The 20,345-nt window shown below is 59.0% G+C and carries 21 protein-coding genes, 1 tRNA gene, 1 rRNA gene and 1 pseudogene; 22 read left to right on the forward strand and 2 right to left on the reverse strand.

What is annotated here, in order from left to right; all coding sequences use genetic code 11:
• The first annotated feature begins 108 nt into the window (after nucleotides 1-108).
• A 5S ribosomal RNA gene (gene rrf / locus V6M90_RS26695) occupies nucleotides 109-224 on the forward strand.
• A gap of 415 nt (nucleotides 225-639) precedes the next feature.
• Here rrf and V6M90_RS26700 read toward each other — a convergent pair.
• Nucleotides 640-724 (reverse strand) — tRNA-Leu (locus V6M90_RS26700).
• Between the two features lie 108 nt (nucleotides 725-832).
• Here V6M90_RS26700 and queA point away from each other — a divergent pair.
• The 6 genes from queA to V6M90_RS26730 all read left to right on the forward strand — a co-directional run bounded on the left by queA (nucleotide 833) and on the right by V6M90_RS26730 (nucleotide 6,907).
• A complete protein-coding gene (gene queA, locus V6M90_RS26705) occupies nucleotides 833-1,882 on the forward strand; it encodes a tRNA preQ1(34) S-adenosylmethionine ribosyltransferase-isomerase QueA (protein ID WP_003175977.1) in 1,050 nt (349 codons plus the stop codon).
• A gap of 5 nt (nucleotides 1,883-1,887) precedes the next feature.
• Nucleotides 1,888-3,003 (forward strand): tRNA guanosine(34) transglycosylase Tgt, encoded by a 1,116-nt coding sequence (gene tgt, locus V6M90_RS26710; RefSeq protein ID WP_003175976.1) that lies wholly within the window; start codon nucleotides 1,888-1,890, stop codon nucleotides 3,001-3,003.
• Between the two features lie 43 nt (nucleotides 3,004-3,046).
• Complete coding sequence (yajC, locus tag V6M90_RS26715) at nucleotides 3,047-3,385, forward strand: preprotein translocase subunit YajC (protein ID WP_003175975.1); 339 nt, start codon at nucleotides 3,047-3,049, stop codon at nucleotides 3,383-3,385.
• Nucleotides 3,386-3,447: 62 nt separating this feature from the next.
• Nucleotides 3,448-5,316 carry a protein translocase subunit SecD gene (gene secD / locus V6M90_RS26720; protein ID WP_078825985.1) on the forward strand — a complete coding sequence of 623 codons (1,869 nt, stop codon included), beginning with the start codon at nucleotides 3,448-3,450 and terminating at the stop codon, nucleotides 5,314-5,316.
• Between the two features lie 9 nt (nucleotides 5,317-5,325).
• On the forward strand, nucleotides 5,326-6,240 hold the full coding sequence (gene secF, locus V6M90_RS26725) for a protein translocase subunit SecF (RefSeq protein WP_003175973.1): 915 nt from the start codon (nucleotides 5,326-5,328) through the stop codon (nucleotides 6,238-6,240).
• Between the two features lie 124 nt (nucleotides 6,241-6,364).
• Entirely contained in the window at nucleotides 6,365-6,907 is a 543-nt protein-coding gene (locus V6M90_RS26730) for a glycine zipper 2TM domain-containing protein (RefSeq protein WP_003175972.1), read from the forward strand.
• Nucleotides 6,908-7,112: 205 nt separating this feature from the next.
• Here V6M90_RS26730 and suhB read toward each other — a convergent pair whose 3' ends face one another.
• Nucleotides 7,113-7,928 (reverse strand): type III secretion system regulator SuhB, encoded by an 816-nt coding sequence (gene suhB / locus V6M90_RS26735; RefSeq protein ID WP_003175971.1) that lies wholly within the window; start codon nucleotides 7,926-7,928, stop codon nucleotides 7,113-7,115.
• Between the two features lie 145 nt (nucleotides 7,929-8,073).
• Here suhB and trmJ point away from each other — a divergent pair, with 145 nt between their 5' ends.
• From trmJ to ispG, 15 genes and pseudogenes are all read left to right on the forward strand, one after another.
• Nucleotides 8,074-8,844, forward strand: a complete 771-nt coding sequence (gene trmJ / locus V6M90_RS26740; RefSeq protein ID WP_305427768.1) for a tRNA (cytosine(32)/uridine(32)-2'-O)-methyltransferase TrmJ — start codon at nucleotides 8,074-8,076, stop codon at nucleotides 8,842-8,844.
• Between the two features lie 2 nt (nucleotides 8,845-8,846).
• Nucleotides 8,847-9,629 (forward strand): serine O-acetyltransferase, encoded by a 783-nt coding sequence (cysE, locus tag V6M90_RS26745; protein ID WP_003175969.1) that lies wholly within the window; start codon nucleotides 8,847-8,849, stop codon nucleotides 9,627-9,629.
• A gap of 541 nt (nucleotides 9,630-10,170) precedes the next feature.
• Complete coding sequence (gene iscR, locus V6M90_RS26750; protein WP_042945252.1) at nucleotides 10,171-10,662, forward strand: Fe-S cluster assembly transcriptional regulator IscR; 492 nt, start codon at nucleotides 10,171-10,173, stop codon at nucleotides 10,660-10,662.
• A 50-nt stretch (nucleotides 10,663-10,712) separates the two neighbouring features.
• Nucleotides 10,713-11,927 carry an IscS subfamily cysteine desulfurase gene (locus V6M90_RS26755; protein ID WP_078734577.1) on the forward strand — a complete coding sequence of 405 codons (1,215 nt, stop codon included), beginning with the start codon at nucleotides 10,713-10,715 and terminating at the stop codon, nucleotides 11,925-11,927.
• A gap of 99 nt (nucleotides 11,928-12,026) precedes the next feature.
• Complete coding sequence (iscU, locus tag V6M90_RS26760) at nucleotides 12,027-12,413, forward strand: Fe-S cluster assembly scaffold IscU (RefSeq protein ID WP_003175965.1); 387 nt, start codon at nucleotides 12,027-12,029, stop codon at nucleotides 12,411-12,413.
• Nucleotides 12,414-12,441: 28 nt separating this feature from the next.
• Entirely contained in the window at nucleotides 12,442-12,765 is a 324-nt protein-coding gene (gene iscA, locus V6M90_RS26765; RefSeq protein WP_003175963.1) for an iron-sulfur cluster assembly protein IscA, read from the forward strand.
• An 8-nt stretch (nucleotides 12,766-12,773) separates the two neighbouring features.
• Entirely contained in the window at nucleotides 12,774-13,295 is a 522-nt protein-coding gene (hscB, locus tag V6M90_RS26770; protein ID WP_332847411.1) for a co-chaperone HscB, read from the forward strand.
• A gap of 53 nt (nucleotides 13,296-13,348) precedes the next feature.
• Nucleotides 13,349-15,211, forward strand: coding sequence for a Fe-S protein assembly chaperone HscA (hscA, locus tag V6M90_RS26775; RefSeq protein ID WP_003175959.1), 1,863 nt, complete (start codon nucleotides 13,349-13,351; stop codon nucleotides 15,209-15,211).
• A gap of 3 nt (nucleotides 15,212-15,214) precedes the next feature.
• Complete coding sequence (gene fdx, locus V6M90_RS26780; protein WP_003175958.1) at nucleotides 15,215-15,556, forward strand: ISC system 2Fe-2S type ferredoxin; 342 nt, start codon at nucleotides 15,215-15,217, stop codon at nucleotides 15,554-15,556.
• Nucleotides 15,557-15,569: 13 nt separating this feature from the next.
• A complete protein-coding gene (iscX, locus tag V6M90_RS26785; RefSeq protein WP_003175957.1) occupies nucleotides 15,570-15,770 on the forward strand; it encodes a Fe-S cluster assembly protein IscX in 201 nt (66 codons plus the stop codon).
• Nucleotides 15,771-15,858: 88 nt separating this feature from the next.
• Complete coding sequence (gene ndk / locus V6M90_RS26790) at nucleotides 15,859-16,284, forward strand: nucleoside-diphosphate kinase (RefSeq protein WP_003175956.1); 426 nt, start codon at nucleotides 15,859-15,861, stop codon at nucleotides 16,282-16,284.
• A gap of 29 nt (nucleotides 16,285-16,313) precedes the next feature.
• Nucleotides 16,314-17,449 (forward strand): annotated as a pseudogene (rlmN, locus tag V6M90_RS26795) (23S rRNA (adenine(2503)-C(2))-methyltransferase RlmN); the annotation flags it as partial.
• Between the two features lie 25 nt (nucleotides 17,450-17,474).
• Nucleotides 17,475-18,233, forward strand: coding sequence for a type IV pilus biogenesis/stability protein PilW (gene pilW / locus V6M90_RS26800; RefSeq protein WP_003175954.1), 759 nt, complete (start codon nucleotides 17,475-17,477; stop codon nucleotides 18,231-18,233).
• Nucleotides 18,233-19,213 carry a RodZ domain-containing protein gene (locus V6M90_RS26805; protein WP_003175953.1) on the forward strand — a complete coding sequence of 327 codons (981 nt, stop codon included), beginning with the start codon at nucleotides 18,233-18,235 and terminating at the stop codon, nucleotides 19,211-19,213. Before pilW ends, V6M90_RS26805 begins: the two co-directional genes overlap by 1 nt.
• A gap of 2 nt (nucleotides 19,214-19,215) precedes the next feature.
• Nucleotides 19,216-20,325 (forward strand): flavodoxin-dependent (E)-4-hydroxy-3-methylbut-2-enyl-diphosphate synthase, encoded by a 1,110-nt coding sequence (gene ispG / locus V6M90_RS26810; RefSeq protein ID WP_003175952.1) that lies wholly within the window; start codon nucleotides 19,216-19,218, stop codon nucleotides 20,323-20,325.
• Nucleotides 20,326-20,345 lie beyond the last annotated feature (20 nt).

Below are 20,345 nucleotides of genomic sequence, written 5' to 3' on the forward strand. Positions count from 1 at the left end.
GTGAAGACGAGATGAACCGAAAGTTCGACGCTCACAAAACACCAATTGCTGTCACATACCCAATTTGCTGAAGCGAGACCATCAGGTCACGACTCAGTACCCGAATTTCTTGACGACCATAGAGCATTGGAACCACCTGATCCCATCCCGAACTCAGAAGTGAAACGATGCATCGCCGATGGTAGTGTGGGGTTTCCCCATGTGAGAGTAGGTCATCGTCAAGATTAAATTCCGAAACCCCATTTGCGAAAGCAGGTGGGGTTTTGTTTTGGGCGCTCGGAAAGTGTCGATCTATTTCTGCGTGCTTAACCTAACTCCCTGGTATTCGCCTATTCCCTGATACACGCGAGCTACTCCAATTCGGACGGCGTCGAACTCTCTGTAAGCGTCCAGTCAACACACCTTCCGAACTTCAGCCCCCGGTCGTTCCGCTGTACAGCAGTTGCGCCAAGTGGCTGGTTCGCGAATAAGGCTCCAGCGGCCTGTAGAGCGCCTCACAGGGTTTTGATCGCCGTTACAGCTCCATGGGGTTGGAGGCTGCTACTTGCTTTCTGGGCGCCCTCCAGGCTCCCGGAGAGAGACTGGCACTTTTCTTCAGGCGAAAAAAAAGACCTTGAAATTCAAGGTCTTTCTTTAAGATGGTGCCCCGAGGGAGACTCGAACTCCCACTCCTTTCGAAAACGGATTTTGAATCCGCCGCGTCTACCAATTCCGCCATCAGGGCTCAATGGCGGCGAAGTATAGAGATGAGATTACCGTTGGTCAATCACGTTTCATGGTCTATTTTCACTATTTCCGCTAGACTTCCCGGCCCTGCTAGACGAACCCCATCATGCGCGTTGCTGACTTTACTTTTGAACTGCCTGATTCGCTGATTGCTCGCCACCCTTTGGCCGAGCGTCGCGCCAGTCGACTGCTGACCCTGGACGGGGTCAGCGGTGCCCTCGTACACCGTCAATTCACTGATTTGCTTGAGCATTTGCGGCCGGGCGACTTGATGGTATTCAACAATACCCGGGTGATTCCGGCGCGTCTGTTTGGCCAGAAAGCATCCGGTGGCAAACTGGAGATTCTGGTGGAGCGGGTGCTGGATACCCATCGCGTACTTGCGCATGTGCGCTCCAGCAAATCGCCTAAGCCGGGGTCGAGCATCCTGATCGACGGCGGTGGTGAGGCCGAGATGGTGGCGCGCCATGACGCGTTGTTCGAGCTCAAGTTCGCCGAAGAAGTGCTGCCCTTGTTGGAGCGCGTGGGTCATATGCCGCTGCCTCCTTACATCGATCGCCCCGATGAAGACTCGGATCGTGAGCGCTATCAGACGGTCTACTCGCAGCGCCTCGGTGCGGTGGCCGCGCCGACTGCCGGCCTGCATTTCGATCAACCGCTGCTGGATGCGATTGCCGCCAAGGGCGTCGAGACCGCCTATGTGACTCTGCACGTGGGGGCCGGTACGTTTCAGCCGGTGCGTGTGGATAACATCGAAGACCATCATATGCACAGCGAATGGCTGGAGGTCAGCCAAGACGTCGTGGATGCCGTTCAAGCGTGCAAGGCGCGTGGAGGTCGAGTGGTGGCGGTGGGTACGACCAGTGTGCGCTCCCTGGAGAGTGCGGCACGTGATGGCGTGCTCAAGCCGTTCAGTGGCGACACCGATATTTTCATTTTTCCGGGCAGGCCGTTCCATGTGGTCGATTGCCTGGTGACCAACTTCCACTTGCCGGAATCCACGCTATTGATGCTGGTGTCGGCATTTGCCGGTTACCCGGAAACCATGGCCGCCTATCAAGCAGCCATCGATAACGGGTACCGTTTTTTCAGTTACGGTGATGCGATGTTTATCACCCGCAACCCGGCGCCACGCGGCCCAGAGGAACAACTATGAGTCGTATGTCGTTTGAATTGCTCGCCACCGACGGCAAAGCCCGTCGGGGACGCCTGACCTTCCCGCGCGGCACTGTGGAAACCCCGGCGTTCATGCCAGTCGGCACCTATGGCACCGTCAAGGGCATGCTGCCGCGCGACATCGTCGCCACCGGTGCCGAGATCATCCTGGGCAATACCTTTCACCTGTGGCTGCGTCCTGGTACGGAAGTGATCAAGAAGCATGGCGACCTGCATGACTTCATGAAATGGCAAGGTCCTATCCTCACTGATTCTGGTGGTTTCCAGGTGTTCAGCCTGGGTGCCATGCGCAAGATCAAGGAGGAGGGCGTGACCTTCGCCTCGCCGGTGGACGGCTCGAAGGTGTTCATGGGGCCGGAAGAGTCAATGCAGGTACAGCGTGACCTGGGCTCCGACATCGTGATGATCTTTGACGAATGTACGCCGTACCCAGCCGATGAAGACGTGGCGCGGATCTCCATGGAGCTGTCGTTGCGTTGGGCCCAGCGTTCGAAGAACGCCCACGGTGACAACACCGCCGCGTTATTCGGTATCGTGCAGGGCGGCATGCATGAAAGCCTGCGCAAGCGCTCGCTCGAAGGCCTCGACAAGATCGGTTTCGACGGCCTGGCCATCGGCGGTTTGTCGGTAGGCGAGCCAAAGCACGAGATGATCAAGGTGCTGGATTACCTGCCGGGCCTGATGCCCGCTGACAAACCTCGTTACCTTATGGGCGTTGGCAAACCGGAAGATCTCGTAGAGGGTGTGCGCCGCGGTGTGGACATGTTCGATTGCGTGATGCCAACCCGTAATGCCCGCAATGGGCATCTGTTCATTGATACAGGCGTGCTCAAGATCCGTAACGCGTTCCATCGCCATGATGATTCGCCGCTGGATCCCACCTGTGATTGCTACACCTGCCAGAACTTCTCCCGTGCCTATCTGCACCATCTGGACAAGTGCGGGGAAATGCTGGGTAGCATGTTGAATACCATCCACAATTTGCGTCATTACCAAGTCCTGATGGCTGGTTTGCGCGAGGCTATTCAACAGGGTACATTGGCCGCCTTCGTCGATGCCTTCTATGCCAAGCGCGGGCTGCCTGTGCCGCCCTTGGACTGAGTTTTCCGACCCTAAGATTCACTATTTGCAACTGGAGTGCTAAATGAGCTTTTTTATCTCTAACGCCATGGCCGACGCCGCCGCACCTGCTGCTGCCGGCCCTATGGGCGGTGGTTTCGAGTGGATTTTCCTGGTCGGCTTCCTGGTCATCTTCTATCTGATGATCTGGCGCCCCCAGGCCAAGCGTGCCAAAGAGCAGAAAAACCTGCTGGGCAGCCTGCAGAAAGGTGACGAAGTGGTGACCACTGGCGGTATCGCCGGCAAGATCACCAAGGTTTCCGATGCTTTCGTGGTATTGGAGGTCTCCGACACCGTGGAAATGAAGTTCCAGAAGGGCGCCATCGCCGCCACGCTGCCAAAAGGCACGCTCAAAGCGATCTAAGTAACAACCTTTACCAATCGACGGGGCGCGCAAGGCGCCCCGCGTTATAAGCGGGCGGCGTGATGCTGAACAAATACCCTCTGTGGAAATACGTACTGATCCTGGCGGTGCTGGCGATCGGTTTTATTTATTCCGCTCCCAATCTCTATCCTGATGACCCTGCGATCCAGATCTCTGGCGCCAGCACTTCGCTGCAGGTCAATCAGGCTGACCTGGAGCGTGCGAGCAAAGCGCTCAACGACGCAGGTATCCAGGTTAAAGCGGCAACCTTGGCAGCTGGTTCGAAGGGCGGTTTGTTGCGCCTGACCAAGCAAGAAGACCAATTGCCGGCCAAAGATGTCGTGCGCAAGGCCATGGGTGACGACTACGTTGTCGCGTTAAACCTGGCACAAACCACGCCACAATGGCTGCGCAGCATTGGCGCGCACCCGATGAAACTGGGTCTGGACTTGTCCGGTGGTGTGCACTTCCTGCTGGAAGTGGACATGGACAAGGCCCTAGACGCCCGCCTGAAAGTCTATGAAGGCGACGTGAAGAGCCTGCTGCGCAAAGAGAAGTTGCGTTATCGCAGCCTGCCGCAGCTTAACGGCGCCATCCAGCTGGGCTTTACTGACGAAGCCTCCCGCGAACAGGCCCGTGCGCTGATCCGCAAAAACTTCAATGATTTCGACATCGTACCCGCCGACCTGAATGGTCAGGCGGTACTGCGTTTGGCGATGAGCCCGGCCAAGATCGCGGAGATCCGCGAATACTCCATCAAGCAGAACTTGACCACGGTACGCAACCGGGTCAACGAGCTGGGTGTGGCCGAGCCGATCGTGCAGCGCCAAGGCGCAAACCGTATTGTGGTCGAGCTGCCGGGCGTGCAGGACACGGCTGAAGCCAAGCGTATCCTCGGCAAGACTGCCAACCTGGAGTTCCGCCTGGCGGCCGAGCCGGGGGCTTCCCGCGCGACGTCCGAGGAATTCGAGTTCCGCGAAGGCAACCGTCCTCCAGCGCTTATCGAGCGTGGCCTGATCATCACCGGTGACCAGGTGACCGATGCCAAGGCGGGTTTCGGCGAGCACGGTACCCCTGAGGTGAACATCCGTCTGGATGGTCACGGCGGCGAACTGATGAGCCGCGCCACGCGCAGCAACGTCGGTCGCAGCATGGCGGTGATCTTCATCGAGCAGCGTCCTGTTACTACTTACACCAAGCAAATGGTCAACGGCGTCGAGAAAGACGTGCCGGTACAAACCTTCAAGGAAGAGAAAAAGATCATCAGCCTCGCGACCATCCAGTCGCCGCTGGGTGCTCAATTCCGCATCACTGGCCTGAACGGTCAGGGTGAATCCTCGGAGCTGGCCCTGCTGCTGCGTGCCGGTGGCCTGGCTGCGCCGATGTACTTCGCGGAAGAGCGCACCATCGGCCCGAGCCTGGGCGCCGACAACATCACCAAGGGTGTGGATGCCGCGCTGTGGGGCATGCTGTTCGTCTCGCTGTTCATCATCGCTATCTACCGCTTCTTCGGCGTCATCGCCACCGTGGCCCTGGCGGGCAACATGGTGATGCTGCTGGCCCTGATGTCGCTGCTGGGCGCTACGCTGACCCTTCCGGGTATCGCCGGTATCGTGCTCACCATGGGTATGGCGGTGGACGCCAACGTGCTGATCTTCTCGCGGATTCGTGAGGAAATCGCGGCGGGCATGACCGTGCAGCGTGCTATCAACGAAGGCTTCGGCCGGGCATTTACCGCGATCCTCGACTCCAACCTGACCACCCTGTTGGTCGGCGGGATTCTCTTTGCCATGGGCACAGGCCCGGTCAAAGGTTTTGCGGTGACCATGTCCCTCGGTATCTTTACCTCGATGTTCACGGCCATCATGGTGACCCGCGCAATGGTCAACCTGATCTTTGGCGGACGTGACTTCAAGAAGTTGTGGATTTAAGGGGCTGCCATGTTACGTACAATCAACTTCATGGGCGTTCGCAACATTGCGTTCGGCGCCACTGTGCTCCTTACCGTTCTGGCGTTGTTCAGCTGGTTCCATAAGGGTCTGAACTACGGTCTGGACTTCACCGGCGGTACGCTTATCGAGCTGACCTATGAGAAGCCGGCCGACGTTACCCTGGTGCGCAACGAACTGGTCAAGGCCGGTTATCACGAGGCCATCGTGCAAAGCTTTGGTGCGACCACCGACCTCCTGGTGCGCATGCCTGGCGAAGACCCGCAACTGGGTCACCAGGTAGCCGAAGCCTTGCAAAAAGTGGGCGGCGACAACCCGGCGTCGGTCAAGCGTGTCGAGTTCGTGGGGCCGCAGGTCGGTGAAGAGCTGCGCGACCAGGGCGGCCTCGGCATGCTGATGGCGCTGGTCGGTATCATGATCTACCTGGCTTTCCGCTTTCAGTGGAAGTTCGGTGTCGGCGCCATTGTGTCGCTGATCCACGACGTGATCGTGACCGTGGGCATCCTGGCCTACTTCCAGATCACCTTCGACCTGACGGTGCTGGCGGCTGTGCTGGCGATCATTGGTTACTCCCTCAACGACACCATCGTGGTCTTCGACCGGGTTCGCGAGAACTTCCGCGTACTGCGCAAGGCGACGTTGATCGAGAACATCAACATCTCCACCACCCAGACCCTGCTGCGGACCATGGCGACCTCGATCTCCACCTTGCTGGCGATTGCTGCGCTGATGATCTTTGGTGGCGACAATCTGTGGGGCTTCTCCCTGGCGCTGTTTATCGGTGTTCTGGCGGGGACCTACTCGTCGATCTATATCGCGAACGTGGTGCTGATCTGGCTGAACCTCAACAGCGAAGACTTGATCCCTCCGGCCAGCACTGGCAAGGAGGTCGACGACCGCCCTTGATGGGTGGTTGTTGATCGGCTGTAACAAGAAAGGCGCGAGTATTGAACTCGCGCCTTTTTTTTTGCTCCAAGGCTGGGTATAGCGCGGATCTTTCGATCCGTTTGTGATGGTCAGGAGGTTCAACGTGAACAAGTCGTTACTGGTTGGTGCGGTATTGGGTGCTGTCGGTGTGACTGCCGGGGGTGCTGTTGCCACCTACAGCCTGGTAAAAAGCGGCCCTGAGTATGCGCAAGTGCTGGCAGTGCAGCCGGTGAAAACCCAGATCAAGACCCCTCGCGAAGTCTGTAAGGATGTCGCAGTGACCCGGCAGCGTCCGGTGCAGGATCAACATCAAATCGCCGGTACCGTCGTGGGCGCCCTTGCAGGTGGCTTGCTGGGCAACCAGATCGGTGGCGGTAACGGTAAGAAGCTGGCGACTGTAGCGGGTGCAGTCGGTGGGGGCTACGCCGGTAACAAGGTTCAGGAAGGCATGCAGAACCGTGATACCTACACCACCACGCAGACTCGTTGTAATACCGTGAACGACATCAGCGACAAGGTTGTCGGGTATGACGTGCGTTACAACCTCGATGGCAAGGAAGGTTCGGTGCGCATGGACCGTGATCCCGGCGGCCAGATTCCAGTCGACAAAGAAGGTCGTTTGATTCTGGGTCAGAACCAGCAGTAATTCCAAGCCTGGTGCAGTTCAACATGTGGGAGGGGGGCTTGCTCCCGATAGCGGTGTATCAGTCAGTGAGTCTGTAACTGAGTAACCGCAATCGGGAGCAAGCCCCCTCTCACATTTGATTGGTGTTGTTGCTGAGGCTTAGGCCTGGCTCAAAATCCAGGCATAAAAAAAGCACCCCTCGGGGTGCTTTTTTGTGCCCGCTCGCTTAACGCTTCAGCGAAGCCGGCAAGTGCGGCTGGATTGCCGTCAGTACCGCCTTGAAGCATTTGGTGTTGCCGGCAACCACATGGCCTTTTTCCAGGAAATCGTGACCGCCGGTGAAGTCGCTCACCAGGCCGCCGGCTTCTTGGATCAGCAGGGCGCCTGCAGCCATGTCCCATTCGGACAGGCCCGACTCCCAGAACGCATCAAAACGCCCGGCAGCAACATAAGCCAGGTCCAGGCTGGCTGCGCCCGCGCGGCGGATGCCGGCGGTCTGGCCAACCAGGGCGCGGAACATGCCCAGGTAATTTTCCAGGTTGTCCATCTGGTCGTCCCGGAACGGGAAGCCGGTACCCAGCAGGGCGCCGTCCAGGCTGGTGCGGCCGCTGACGCGCAGGCGACGACCGTTCAGTTGGGCGCCACGGCCACGGCTGGCAGTGAATTCTTCCTGGCGAACCGGGTCGAGTACGACGGCGTGTTCCAGGCGACCGCGGTATTTGCAGGCGATGCTCACCGCAAAGTGTGGGATGCCGCGCAGGAAGTTGGTGGTGCCATCCAGTGGGTCGATGATCCACAGGTAGTCTTCGCCTTCGCCACTACCTTTGTGCAGGCCGGTTTCTTCGCCGAGGATGCCGTGGGTAGGGTAGGCCTTGCGCAGCGCGTCGATGATTTTCTGTTCGGCGGCGCGATCCACCTCGGATACATAATCCTTGGCGTCTTTTTCGTCGACCTTGATGGTATCCAGGCGCTCGATGGAGCGGAAGATCAATTCACTGGCGCTGCGGGCGGCGCGCAGCGCGATATTCAGCATTGGCTGCATGGATAGGTCACCTAAGGTTGTTAAAGAAAGCCGAGCATTCTAGCAGAAACTTTCTTCAGGTGAAGGACGACGTTAGCTTTCGTGGCATAACCTTGGGCTGTTCTGTAAGATTTGCTCCCCTTTACCGTGTCCGAGAGCGCCTCCCTTGCTGCAAAACATCCGTGTCGTCTTGGTCAATACCAGTCACCCCGGCAACATCGGTGGGGTGGCGCGAGCCATGAAAAACATGGGGCTGACGCGTCTGGTGCTGGTCGAACCGCGCGTATTCCCGCACCACGAGGCTGATGCCCGCGCATCCGGTGCCAACGATCTGCTTGAAAAAGCGCAGGTCGTCGCCACCTTGGAAGATGCGCTGGTCGGTTGCAACCTGGTGCTCGGCACCAGTGCCCGTGACCGGCGTATCCCCTGGCCACTGCTGGATCCGCGTGAATGCGGATCCAAGGTGGTGGAGGAGGCTGTCGGTGGCGCTGAAATTGCTCTGGTGTTCGGCCGTGAAGATTCCGGCCTGACCAATGAAGAGCTGCAGCGATGTCACTACCACGTGCACATCCCATCAGACCCCGAGTTCAGTTCGCTGAACCTCGGGGCAGCGGTGCAGGTGTTGACTTACGAAGTGCGCATGGCGTGGTTGGCGGCTGCCGGCCAGCCCAGCAAGATGGAAAAGGAAGAGGTTGCATCGACCAAAAGTGGCGAGTTGGCCACCATGGACGAACTGGAGCGGTTCTATGAGCACCTGGAGCAAACCCTGGTGGCCATCGAATTCCTTGATCCGGAAAAACCGCGGCACTTGATGGCGCGCCTGCGTCGGTTATACGGACGCAGCTCGGTCAGTCGAGCGGAAATGAATATATTGCGTGGCATCCTCACGGAAACCCAGAAAGCGGCTCGTGGCGAGCTTCTTAAGCGGAAGGATTAAAAATGTTCGAGCGTTTGCGAGAAGATATCCAGAGTGTTTTCCACCGTGATCCCGCGGCGCGCAACGCCTTCGAAGTGCTGACCTGCTATCCGGGCATGCACGCGATCTGGATTCACCGGTTGTCCGGCGCCTTGTGGGGTATGGGCTGGAAATGGCTGGCGCGGCTGGTGTCGAACTTTGGTCGCTGGTTGACCGGGATCGAGATCCATCCGGGCGCCAAGGTGGGCCGTCGATTTTTTATCGACCATGGCATGGGTATCGTCATTGGTGAGACGGCAGAAATCGGTGATGACGTGACGCTGTATCAGGGCGTGACACTGGGGGGCACCAGTTGGAATAAGGGCAAGCGCCATCCGACGCTGGAAAACGGCGTCGTCGTCGGGGCGGGTGCCAAAGTGTTGGGCCCGTTTACCGTGGGCGCGGGGGCCAAGGTAGGCTCCAATGCCGTCGTCACTAAGGCCGTGCCGCCTGGCGCAACCGTGGTGGGTATTCCGGGGCGCATCATCGTCAAGCCTGAAGTCGGCGACGAGCAGGAGGCCAAGCGCAAGGCCATGGCCGAGAAGATCGGCTTCGATGCCTATGGTGTCAGTGAGGACATGCCTGACCCGGTGGCCCGCGCCATCGGTCAATTGCTCGACCATCTGCAGGCAGTGGACGGCAAGCTGGACGGTATGTGCGGTGCGCTGAAGGAGTTGGGCAGCAGCTACTGTGCGAAAGATCTGCCTGAACTGCGCGAAGAAGACTTCGCCGAGATCAAGGACGAAGCCGCCACCAAGGCAAGCTGAGGTCTCAGGACCACCAGAGAACCCCTGTGGGAGGGGGCTTGCCCCCGATAGCCATAGGTATCTACACAACTTCCGCTGAGCGAATAATCTAGGGTCAACCGGCTGTTGTGGTGAGCGGGCTTGCCCCGCGCTGGGCTGCGAAGCAGCCCCAATAAAGTCACCGCGGTGTGTCAGAAGTAACCGAGGTGCAGGTTTTAGGGCTGCTTCGCAGCCCAGCGCGGGGCAAGCCCGCTCACCACAGGGAGGACTTTCAGCTTTTAAAAATTGTGTAGATACCTATGCCCCGATAGCGGTATATCAGACACCCAATATATCGACTGATCCACCGCTATCGGGATCAAGCCCTCTCCCACGTTTTGAACCCATTTGTCTCGGGATTCCTGCTCAGCCCTGTTCCCGCTATTCGTCCCCACCCCATCCTGCTATGATTCGCGCGCTCTTTTTGCGGGTAATCCTGACTAAAGTACTAGGTCTTATAGTTGACTTAAATACTCGGGAATCGCATACTTGCTCCCATTCTGAAACACCTTGGTACTTGTCCATGAGACTGACTACAAAAGGCCGATACGCGGTGACTGCCATGCTCGACCTGGCTTTGCACGCGCAAGCTGGGCCGGTGTCCCTGGCCGATATCTCCGAGCGCCAAGGCATTTCCCTGTCCTACCTCGAGCAGCTGTTCGCCAAATTGCGCCGCAGTAATCTGGTTTCCAGCGTACGAGGGCCGGGTGGTGGCTATCAACTGTCCCGCGACATGCAGGGCATTCAGGTAGCCCAGGTGATCGACGCAGTCAACGAATCCGTCGATGCGACCAAATGCCAGGGCCTGGGTGATTGCCACGCCGGCGACACCTGCCTGACGCACCACTTGTGGTGTGACTTGAGCCTGCAGATCCATGAGTTTTTGAGTGGTATCAGCTTGGCTGATCTTGTGACTCGCCGTGAGGTGCAAGAAGTAGCCCAGCGTCAGGACCAGCGCCGTTGCAACACCAAGGCGCCGCGTCTGGACAAGATCGAAGCGTCCGCCGTCGAGTGACAGCCGAAGAGCTAACGGCACGCCAGCCAGCCTGATTTAGGAGAAAGTCCATGAAATTGCCGATTTACCTTGATTACTCAGCGACTACCCCGGTTGATCCGCGTGTCGCGCAAAAGATGAGCGAATGCTTGCTGGTCGACGGAAACTTCGGCAACCCGGCCTCCCGTTCCCACGTATTCGGCTGGAAAGCCGAGGAAGCGGTCGAGAACGCTCGTCGCCAGGTCGCCGACCTGGTTGGCGCAGACCCGCGCGAAATCGTCTGGACCTCCGGTGCCACCGAGTCCGACAACCTGGCTATCAAGGGCGCGGCGCATTTCTACGCGACCAAAGGCAAGCACCTGATCACTACCAAGATTGAGCACAAGGCTGTCCTCGACACCATGCGCCAACTGGAGCGTGAAGGTTTTGAGGTGACCTACCTCGAGCCTACCACCGACGGTATCGTCACCCCGGCCATGATCGAAGCCGCGCTGCGCGACGACACCATTTTGGTTTCGGTGATTCACGTAAACAACGAAATCGGCACCATCAACGACATCGAAGCGATCGGCGAACTGACCCGCTCCAAGGGCATTCTGCTGCACGTCGACGCTGCTCAGTCCACCGGCAAGGTCGACATCGACCTGTCCAAGCTGAAAGTCGACCTGATGTCATTCTCCGCCCACAAGACCTATGGCCCTAAAGGCATCGGCGCCCTCTACGTAAGCCGCAAGCCGCGCGTACGTATCGAGGCCACTATGCACGGCGGCGGTCACGAGCGCGGCATGCGTTCGGGCACCCTGGCGACCCACCAGATCGTGGGCATGGGCGAAGCCTTCCGTGTAGCCAAGGAAGACATGGCTGCCGAAAACATCCGTATCAAGGCGTTGAGCGATCGTTTCTACAAGCAGGTCGAGAACCTTGAAGAGCTGTACATCAACGGCAGCATGACCGCCCGTGTACCGCACAACCTGAATTTGAGCTTCAACTACGTCGAAGGCGAGTCGCTGATCATGGCGCTCAAGGACCTGGCGGTTTCGTCCGGTTCGGCCTGCACCTCGGCGTCCCTTGAGCCTTCGTACGTACTGCGCGCCCTTGGCCGCAACGACGAACTGGCTCACAGCTCGATCCGCTTTACGTTCGGCCGCTTCACCACCGAAGAACAAGTCGATTATGCCGCGCAGAAAGTCTGCGAAGCCGTCAACAAGCTGCGCGTTCTGTCGCCGCTGTGGGACATGTACAAAGACGGTGTCGACATTTCCAAGATCGAGTGGGCGGCACACTAACTATAGAAGCCGCCACCCCGGCTCTGTAGGAACGTGGCGGAAAACGCAGGCGTTTCTACAGGGTTCCAGAGCGGCCCTGATGAGTGAGGATTCAGTACCATGGCTTACAGCGAAAAGGTCATCGACCACTACGAAAACCCGCGCAACGTCGGCAAGATGAACGCGGAAGATCCTGATGTCGGCACCGGCATGGTCGGCGCTCCGGCGTGCGGCGACGTGATGCGCCTGCAGATCAAGGTCAACGACGCTGGCGTTATCGAAGACGCCAAGTTCAAGACCTACGGCTGCGGTTCGGCCATCGCCTCCAGCTCCCTGGCGACCGAGTGGATGAAAGGCAAGACCCTGGATGAGGCTGTCACTATCAGCAACACCCAGCTGGCCGAAGAATTGGCCCTTCCGCCGGTGAAAATTCACTGCTCCGTACTCGCAGAGGACGCCATCAAGGCGGCCGTTCGCGACTACAAGCAGAAGAAAGGCTTGATCTAAGTGTTTGGCGACGAGTAAGGAGTCAACGATGGCTATCAGCATGACAGAAGCGGCTGCGCAGCACATTCGCCGCTCCCTGAATGGGCGCGGTAAAGGTGAGGGGATTCGTCTGGGTGTACGCACCACAGGCTGTTCCGGCCTTGCCTACGTGCTGGAGTTTGTCGACGAGGTGGTTGCGGAGGACCAGGTGTTCGAAAGTCACGGCGAGAAAGTGATCATCGACCCGAAAAGTCTGACCTACCTGGACGGCACCGAGCTCGATTTCGTCAAGGAAGGGTTGAACGAAGGCTTCAAGTTCAACAACCCCAACGTACGCGGTGAATGTGGCTGCGGCGAAAGCTTCAACATCTGAGGCTATTCGTGGGTACTCCTTGTCATTTCGCTTTATTCGATCTGCAACCGAGTTTTCGGCTGGACCTCGATCAGCTTGCCGCGCGCTACCGTGAATTGGCGCGTAGCGTGCATCCGGACCGCTTCGCTGACGCTTCCGAGCGTGAGCAACGCCTGGCGCTGGAGCAATCGGCCAGCCTCAACGAAGCCTATCAGGCGCTCAAAAGCCCCCCCAAGCGCGCGCGTTACTTGCTCGCGCTGAACGGTGGTGAGCTGCCACTTGAAGTCACGGTGCACGACCCGGACTTCCTGATGCAGCAGATGCAATGGCGCGAAGAACTTGAAGACTTGCAGGACGACGCCGATCTGGCGGGTGTCGCGGTCTTCAAGCGCCGTCTGAAAGCCGCCCAGGATGAGCTCAACGAAAGCTTCGCAGCCTGTTGGGATGATGCAGCGCAACGCGAACAGGCCGAACGCCTGATGCGACGCATGCAGTTCCTCGACAAGCTCACCTACGAAGTGCGCCAGCTAGAAGAGCGCCTCGACGATTAACCCAGTGTGCTGCCCGTGATGCACGCCTGATAGACAGATAAGACCTGATTACCATGGCTCTACTGCAAATCGCCGAACCCGGCCAAAGCCCTCAACCGCATCAGCGTCGTCTGGCGGTGGGGATTGACCTGGGCACCACCAATTCCCTGGTTGCTGCCGTGCGCAGCGGCCTGTCCGAGCCGCTGCCTGACGCCGACGGCAAGGTTATCCTGCCGTCTGCCGTGCGTTATCACGCCGATCGCACCGAAGTCGGTGAATCGGCCAAGCTGGCGGCGTCCGCCGATCCCTTTAACACCGTGCTCTCGGTCAAGCGCTTGATGGGGCGTGGTCTGTCCGACGTCAAGCAGTTGGGTGACCAGTTGCCGTACCGCTTTGTCGGCGGTGAATCCCATATGCCGTTCATCGACACCGTCCAGGGCCCGAAAAGCCCGGTGCAAGTGTCGGCCGATATCCTCAAGGTGCTGCGCCAGCGTGCGGAAACCACCTTGGGCGGCGAACTGGTCGGTGCGGTGATCACGGTTCCGGCCTATTTCGATGACGCTCAGCGCCAAGCCACCAAAGATGCGGCAAAGCTGGCCGGACTGAACGTGCTGCGTTTGCTTAATGAGCCGACCGCTGCCGCCGTGGCTTACGGCCTGGACCAGCATGCTGAAGGCCTGGTCGCCATTTACGACCTGGGCGGCGGCACCTTTGATATTTCGATCTTGCGCCTGACCGGCGGAGTCTTCGAAGTGCTGGCCACCGGTGGCGACAGCGCCCTGGGGGGCGATGACTTCGATCACGCTATTGCAGGCTGGATCATCACCAACGCAGGCCTGTCGGCCGACCTCGACCCTGGCGCGCAGCGCAACCTGCTGCAAGCCGCCTGCGCTGCCAAGGAAGCGCTGACGGATGCCGCATCCGTTGAAGTTTCCTACGGTACCTGGTCGGCCCAGCTGACCCGCGAAGCCTTCGATGCGCTGATCGAGCCCATGGTCGCTCGCAGCCTGAAAGCCTGTCGCCGTGCGGTGCGCGACTCGGGTATCGAGTTGGAAGACGTCGGCGCTGTCGTCATGGTCGGCGGTTCCACTCGCGTTCCGCGTGTGCGGGAAGCCGTCGCCGAAGCGTTTGGCCGGGAGCCGTTGACCGAAATCGACCCGGATCAAGTAGTCGCCATTGGCGCCGCGATCCAGGCCGATACCCTCGCGGGCAACAAGCGCGAGGGTGGCGAACTGCTTCTGCTCGACGTGATTCCATTGTCCCTGGGCCTGGAAACCATGGGCGGCTTGATGGAGAAGGTGATCCCGCGCAACACCACCATCCCCGTCGCCCGTGCCCAAGACTTCACCACCTACAAAGACGGCCAGACGGCCATGATGATTCATGTGCTGCAAGGTGAGCGTGAGCTGATCAGCGACTGCCGCTCCCTGGCACGCTTTGAGTTGCGCGGTATCCCAGCGATGGTCGCGGGTGCCGCGAAGATTCGGGTGACCTTCCAGGTTGATGCTGACGGCCTGTTGAACGTGGCTGCGCGTGAGTTGGGTTCGGGCGTCGAGGCCAGCATCCAGGTCAAGCCGTCCTACGGCCTCACCGATGGTGAAATCGCCAAGATGCTCAAGGACTCCTTCCAGCATGCCGGCGACGACAAGGTCGCCCGTGTATTGCGTGAGCAGCAAGTGGATGCCCAGCGCCTGCTCGAAGCGGTGCAGGGGGCCCTTGATGCTGATGGCGAGCGCCTGCTTGACGCCGAAGAGCGCATGGTCATCGACCTGCAGATGCAGGAGTTGGCCGAATTGATGAAGGGCAACGATGGTTACGCCATCGAGCAGCAGACCAAACGCTTGTCGCAGGTCACTGACGCCTTTGCCGCCCGGCGCATGGACCAGACGGTGAAAGCCGCACTGGCCGGGCGCAACCTGAATGAAATCGAGGAATAATTAATGCCGCAGGTCATTTTTCTGCCACACGCCGAGCATTGCCCGGACGGTATGGTTGTTGAGGCTGAGACCGGCAAGTCCATCCTCGAAGTTGCCCATGACAACCACATTGAGATCGAGAGTGCCTGTGGTGGTGTCTGTGCTTGCACCACTTGTCACTGCATCATTCGCGAGGGGTTCAACTCGCTTGAAGAGGCTGACGAGCTGGAAGAAGACTTTCTCGATCGCGCCTGGGGCCTGGAGGCGACTTCGCGTCTAAGCTGTCAGGCAAAGGTCGGGACCGAGGACATCACTGTCGAAATTCCGAAATATTCGCTTAACCATGCGGCCGAAGCGCCGCACTGATGGTGACACTGTCATGAGCTATGGTTGGAATGATGTACAACGCATCGCAGAAGAGTTGGCCGAAGCCAAGCCGGATGTGAATCCGTTGACCGTTAATTTTGTCGATCTGCAGCATTGGATCATGAAGCTTCCCGATTTCGACAGTACCTCTGGCCGTTGTGGCGAGAAGGTTCTGGAGGCTGTCCAACAGCTCTGGATCGAAGAAATCGACTGATCGACCTTGCAGGTTAGGCAATACCCCTGAACCCGCGTATAATTCGCGGGTTTAATTTTTCGTAAATTACCGTTTCTGGAGTTACACCATGGCTGTTCAACGTACTTTCTCCATCATCAAGCCTGACGCTGTTGCAAAAAACGTCATCGGCGAGATCACCACTCGTTTCGAAAAAGCCGGCCTGAAGGTTGTAGCTTCGAAACTCAAGCAACTGTCCAAGGCTGAAGCTGAAGGCTTCTACGCTGAGCACAGCGCACGTGGCTTCTTCGGCGACCTGGTTGCATTCATGATCTCCGGTCCGGTTGTTGTTCAGGTTCTGGAAGGCGAAAACGCTATCGCTCTGAACCGTGAGCTGATGGGTGCTACCAACCCTAAAGAAGCCGCTGCCGGCACTATCCGTGCTGACTTCGCTGAATCCATCGACGCCAACGCTGTACACGGCTCGGACTCCGAAGCTGCCGCTGCTCGCGAAATCTCGTACTTTTTCGCTGCTACTGAAGTAACCGCTCGCTAAGCATCGGCTTAAAGAGTGAGGGTGAATCCATGACTATATCGACTGTTAAAACCAACCTGCTGGGGCTGACCCAGCCGGAAATGGAGAAATTCTTCGACTCAATCGGGGAGAAGCGTTTCCGTGCCGGTCAGGTAATGAAATGGATTCACCACTTTGGCGTCGACGATTTCGACGCCATGACGAACGTCAGCAAGGCCCTGCGCGACAAGCTCAAGACCATTGCCGAGGTCCGTGGTCCCGAAGTGGTCAGCGAGGACATCTCCAGCGACGGCACCCGTAAGTGGGTGGTGCGCGTGGCGTCCGGCAGCTGCGTCGAGACCGTGTACATTCCCCAGGGCAAGCGCGGCACTCTGTGCGTTTCGTCCCAGGCGGGCTGTGCCCTGGACTGCAGTTTCTGCTCCACCGGCAAGCAAGGCTTCAACAGCAACCTCACCGCCGCCGAAGTGATCGGCCAGGTGTGGATTGCCAACAAATCCTTTGGCAGCGTCCCGGCGACCGTCGACCGTGCCATCACCAACGTGGTGATGATGGGCATGGGTGAGCCGCTGCTGAACTTCGACAACGTCATTTCAGCCATGCACCTGATGATGGACGACCTGGGCTACGGCATCTCCAAGCGCCGCGTGACCCTGTCGACCTCCGGCGTGGTACCGATGATCGATGAGCTGGCCAAGCACATCGACGTCTCCCTGGCGTTGTCGCTGCACGCACCCAATGACGCATTGCGTAACCAATTGGTGCCGATCAACAAGAAATATCCGCTTAAGATGCTGCTCGAATCTTGCCAGCGTTACATGGCTACCTTGGGTGAAAAACGCGTGCTGACCATTGAGTACACTCTGCTCAAGGACATCAACGACAAGGTCGAGCACGCGATCGAGATGATCGAGTTGCTCAAGAACACCCCGTGCAAGATCAACCTGATTCCGTTCAACCCGTTTCCCCATTCTGGCTACGAGCGGCCGAGCAACAACGCCATCCGCCGTTTCCAGGATCAACTGCACCAGGCCGGCTACAACGTCACCGTACGCACCACGCGTGGTGAGGACATCGACGCCGCCTGTGGACAATTGGTTGGGCAGGTAATGGACCGTACCCGTCGTAGCGAACGTTATATCGCCGTGCGTGAACTGAACGCCGCCGACGATCTGCCGCAAATCGCTGTGAATCGAATCTGAGAGAGGATCTCTATGCCCTTGCGCCTTGCGCTGCTTCTGCTTGTTACCGGCCTGGCGGCTGGTTGTGTTTCATCGGGCCATGACAGCCCTTTGCAAACCGGCAAGGGCCGTGACGAAGCGCGAGTTGCCTATGTGCAGTTGGGCTTGGGCTATTTGCGACAAGGCATGAGCGAGCAGGCCAAGGTGCCGTTGAAAAAGGCGCTTGAACTGGACGCAGACGATGCTGACGCCAATGCCGCGCTCGCCCTGGTATTTCAGGCCCAGGCGGAGCCGGCACTGGCCGAGCAATACTTCAACAAGGCGCTGTCTACCCGGCCTGCCGACCCGCGTCTGCTGAACAATTACGGCAGTTTTCTGTTCGAGCAGAAACGGTACGACCAGGCGGCCCTTTATTTCCAGCGAGCCAGCGCCGATACCCTCTATCCTGAGCGTTCGCGGGTGTTTGAGAATCTGGGTGTGACCTCGATGCGTCTCGGCCAGCGCGACAGTGCCCGCCAACAGCTGGCAAAAGCCCTGCACTTGAACGGTCGTCAGCCTCGCGCATTGCTTGAAATGGCTGAGATGTCTTACGAAGACAGGCATTATGTGCCGGCACGTGACTATTACGCGCGTTTTAGCCTGCTCAGCGGGCAAAATGCACGTAGTCTATTGCTCGGCGCGCGCCTGGCGACGGTTCATGAAGAACGCGACACGGCCGCACGTTTTGGCCAGCAACTCGAACGACTCTATCCCGGTACGCCGGAATATCAGCAATACCTGTCGGAGCAATGATGAAAGCGGCGCACCCGGAAGTTGTAGCAGCTAATCGCGTAAACCCAGGCGATACCTTGCGCCAGGCACGCGAAAGCAATGGTTGGACGCTGGCGGAAGTGGCCCTCAAGCTCAATTTGACCACCACGTCGCTGGCCAACCTGGAAGCCGGCGCGTTCGATAAGCTGCCTGGGCATACCTTCGCCCGTGGCTATATCCGCGCCTATGCCAAATTGCTGGGCGTCGATCAGGCCGTCTTGGTCCAGGAATTCGACCAGTTCACCGGTACCGACTCCCAGGGCAGCAATGTCCACGGCCTGGGCCGTATCGAAGAGCCTGTGCGGGTGTCCCACACCATTTTGCGCATTGTCAGCCTGTTGCTGCTGATCGCCGTGATCGGCGGCGGTTTTGTCTGGTGGCAGGACCAGGCCTCCCAGCGCACCAAGGACCTGACCAGTAACGCCATGGAGCACGTCGAAGTCGAAAGCGCCGACGGCACCACCCAGATCCATCCGTTGGATGAGCCGGAGGACCAGGCGGTTGCCGAAGGGCAAGCCACGCCTGAAGCGCCGCTCGCCACTGAGCAGCCAGCATTGGAAACGGCGCCTGCCACAACCGCCGCTGTGCCTGCTCCGGCCGCGCCGGCAGTTTCGGCCGCCCCGGTTCATACGCCTGCCGCATCCGCTTCAGCGGCAGCTGCGCCCGTCGCTCCGGCGGCGCCTGCCATTTCGCCGCCTACCACGCCGGCATTGATCGCCGGTGATGGCCGTGTACAAATTACCTTCGTCGCTGACTGCTGGACGCAACTCACCGATGGCAATGGCAAAGTGCTGTTTAGCGGTCTGAAGCGTAAGGGAGATACACTCGACCAGGGCGGCAAGCCTCCTCTGACGCTGCGTCTGGGCTTTGCCCGTGGCGCGCAAGTGGCCTACAACGGCCAGCCTGTGGACGTGGCGCCGTTCACCAGTGGCGAAACCGCTCGCCTCAAGTTGGGACAATAGTCATGCACGGCGAATCTCCAATCAAACGTCGCGTATCGCGCAAGATCTGGGTCGGCTCGGTGCCGGTGGGTGGCGACGCCCCCATCGCGGTGCAGAGCATGACCAACAGCGACACCAACGATGTCGCCGCCACCGTCGCCCAGATCAACCGCCTGGAAGCGGCCGGCGTGGACATCGTGCGGGTGTCCGTACCGGACATGGACGCGGCTGAAGCCTTTGGCCGCATCAAGCAGTTGGTCAAGGTGCCGCTGGTGGCCGACATTCACTTCGACTACAAGATCGCTCTGCGCGTGGCCGAACTGGGCGTCGATTGCCTGCGAATCAACCCGGGCAACATCGGTCGCGAAGACCGCGTGCGCGCCGTGGTGGATGCCGCTCGTGATCGCGGTATTCCAATCCGTATCGGCGTCAACGCCGGTTCCCTGGAAAAAGACCTGCAGAAGAAGTACGGCGAGCCGACACCGGCGGCGCTGGTCGAGTCGGCGCTGCGCCACGTTGAGCACCTCGAACGCTTGAATTTCCAGGACTTCAAGGTCAGCGTAAAGGCCTCCGACGTATTCATGGCGGTAGAAGCCTACCGCCTGCTGGCCAAGGAAATCGTGCAGCCATTGCACCTGGGGATCACCGAAGCCGGCGGTTTGCGCTCAGGCACAGTGAAATCTGCGGTGGGCCTCGGTATGCTGCTCGCCGAAGGGATTGGCGATACTATCCGTATCTCGTTGGCGGCAGACCCGGTAGAGGAGGTGAAAGTCGGCTACGACATTCTCAAATCCCTGCGTTTGCGCTCCCGCGGTATCAACTTCATTGCCTGCCCGAGCTGCTCGCGGCAGAACTTCGACGTGGTGAAAACCATGAACGATCTGGAGTTGCGTCTCGAAGACCTGCTGGTGCCGCTGGATGTCGCGGTGATCGGCTGCGTGGTCAATGGGCCGGGCGAAGCCAAGGAGGCTCACGTGGGTTTGACCGGCGGTACACCGAACTTGATCTACATCGACGGCAAGCCGTCGCAGAAGCTGACGAATGACAATCTGGTGGATGAGCTGGAAAAGCTGATCCGCGAGAAAGCGGCCGAAAAGGTCGCGGCTGACGCAGCGCTGATCGCGCGCGGCTGAAAACGAATTTAAGGATTTGA

Origin of the sequence: Pseudomonas lactucae, from assembly GCF_036688725.1 — a bacterium.
Classification (GTDB): domain Bacteria; phylum Pseudomonadota; class Gammaproteobacteria; order Pseudomonadales; family Pseudomonadaceae; genus Aquipseudomonas; species Aquipseudomonas lactucae.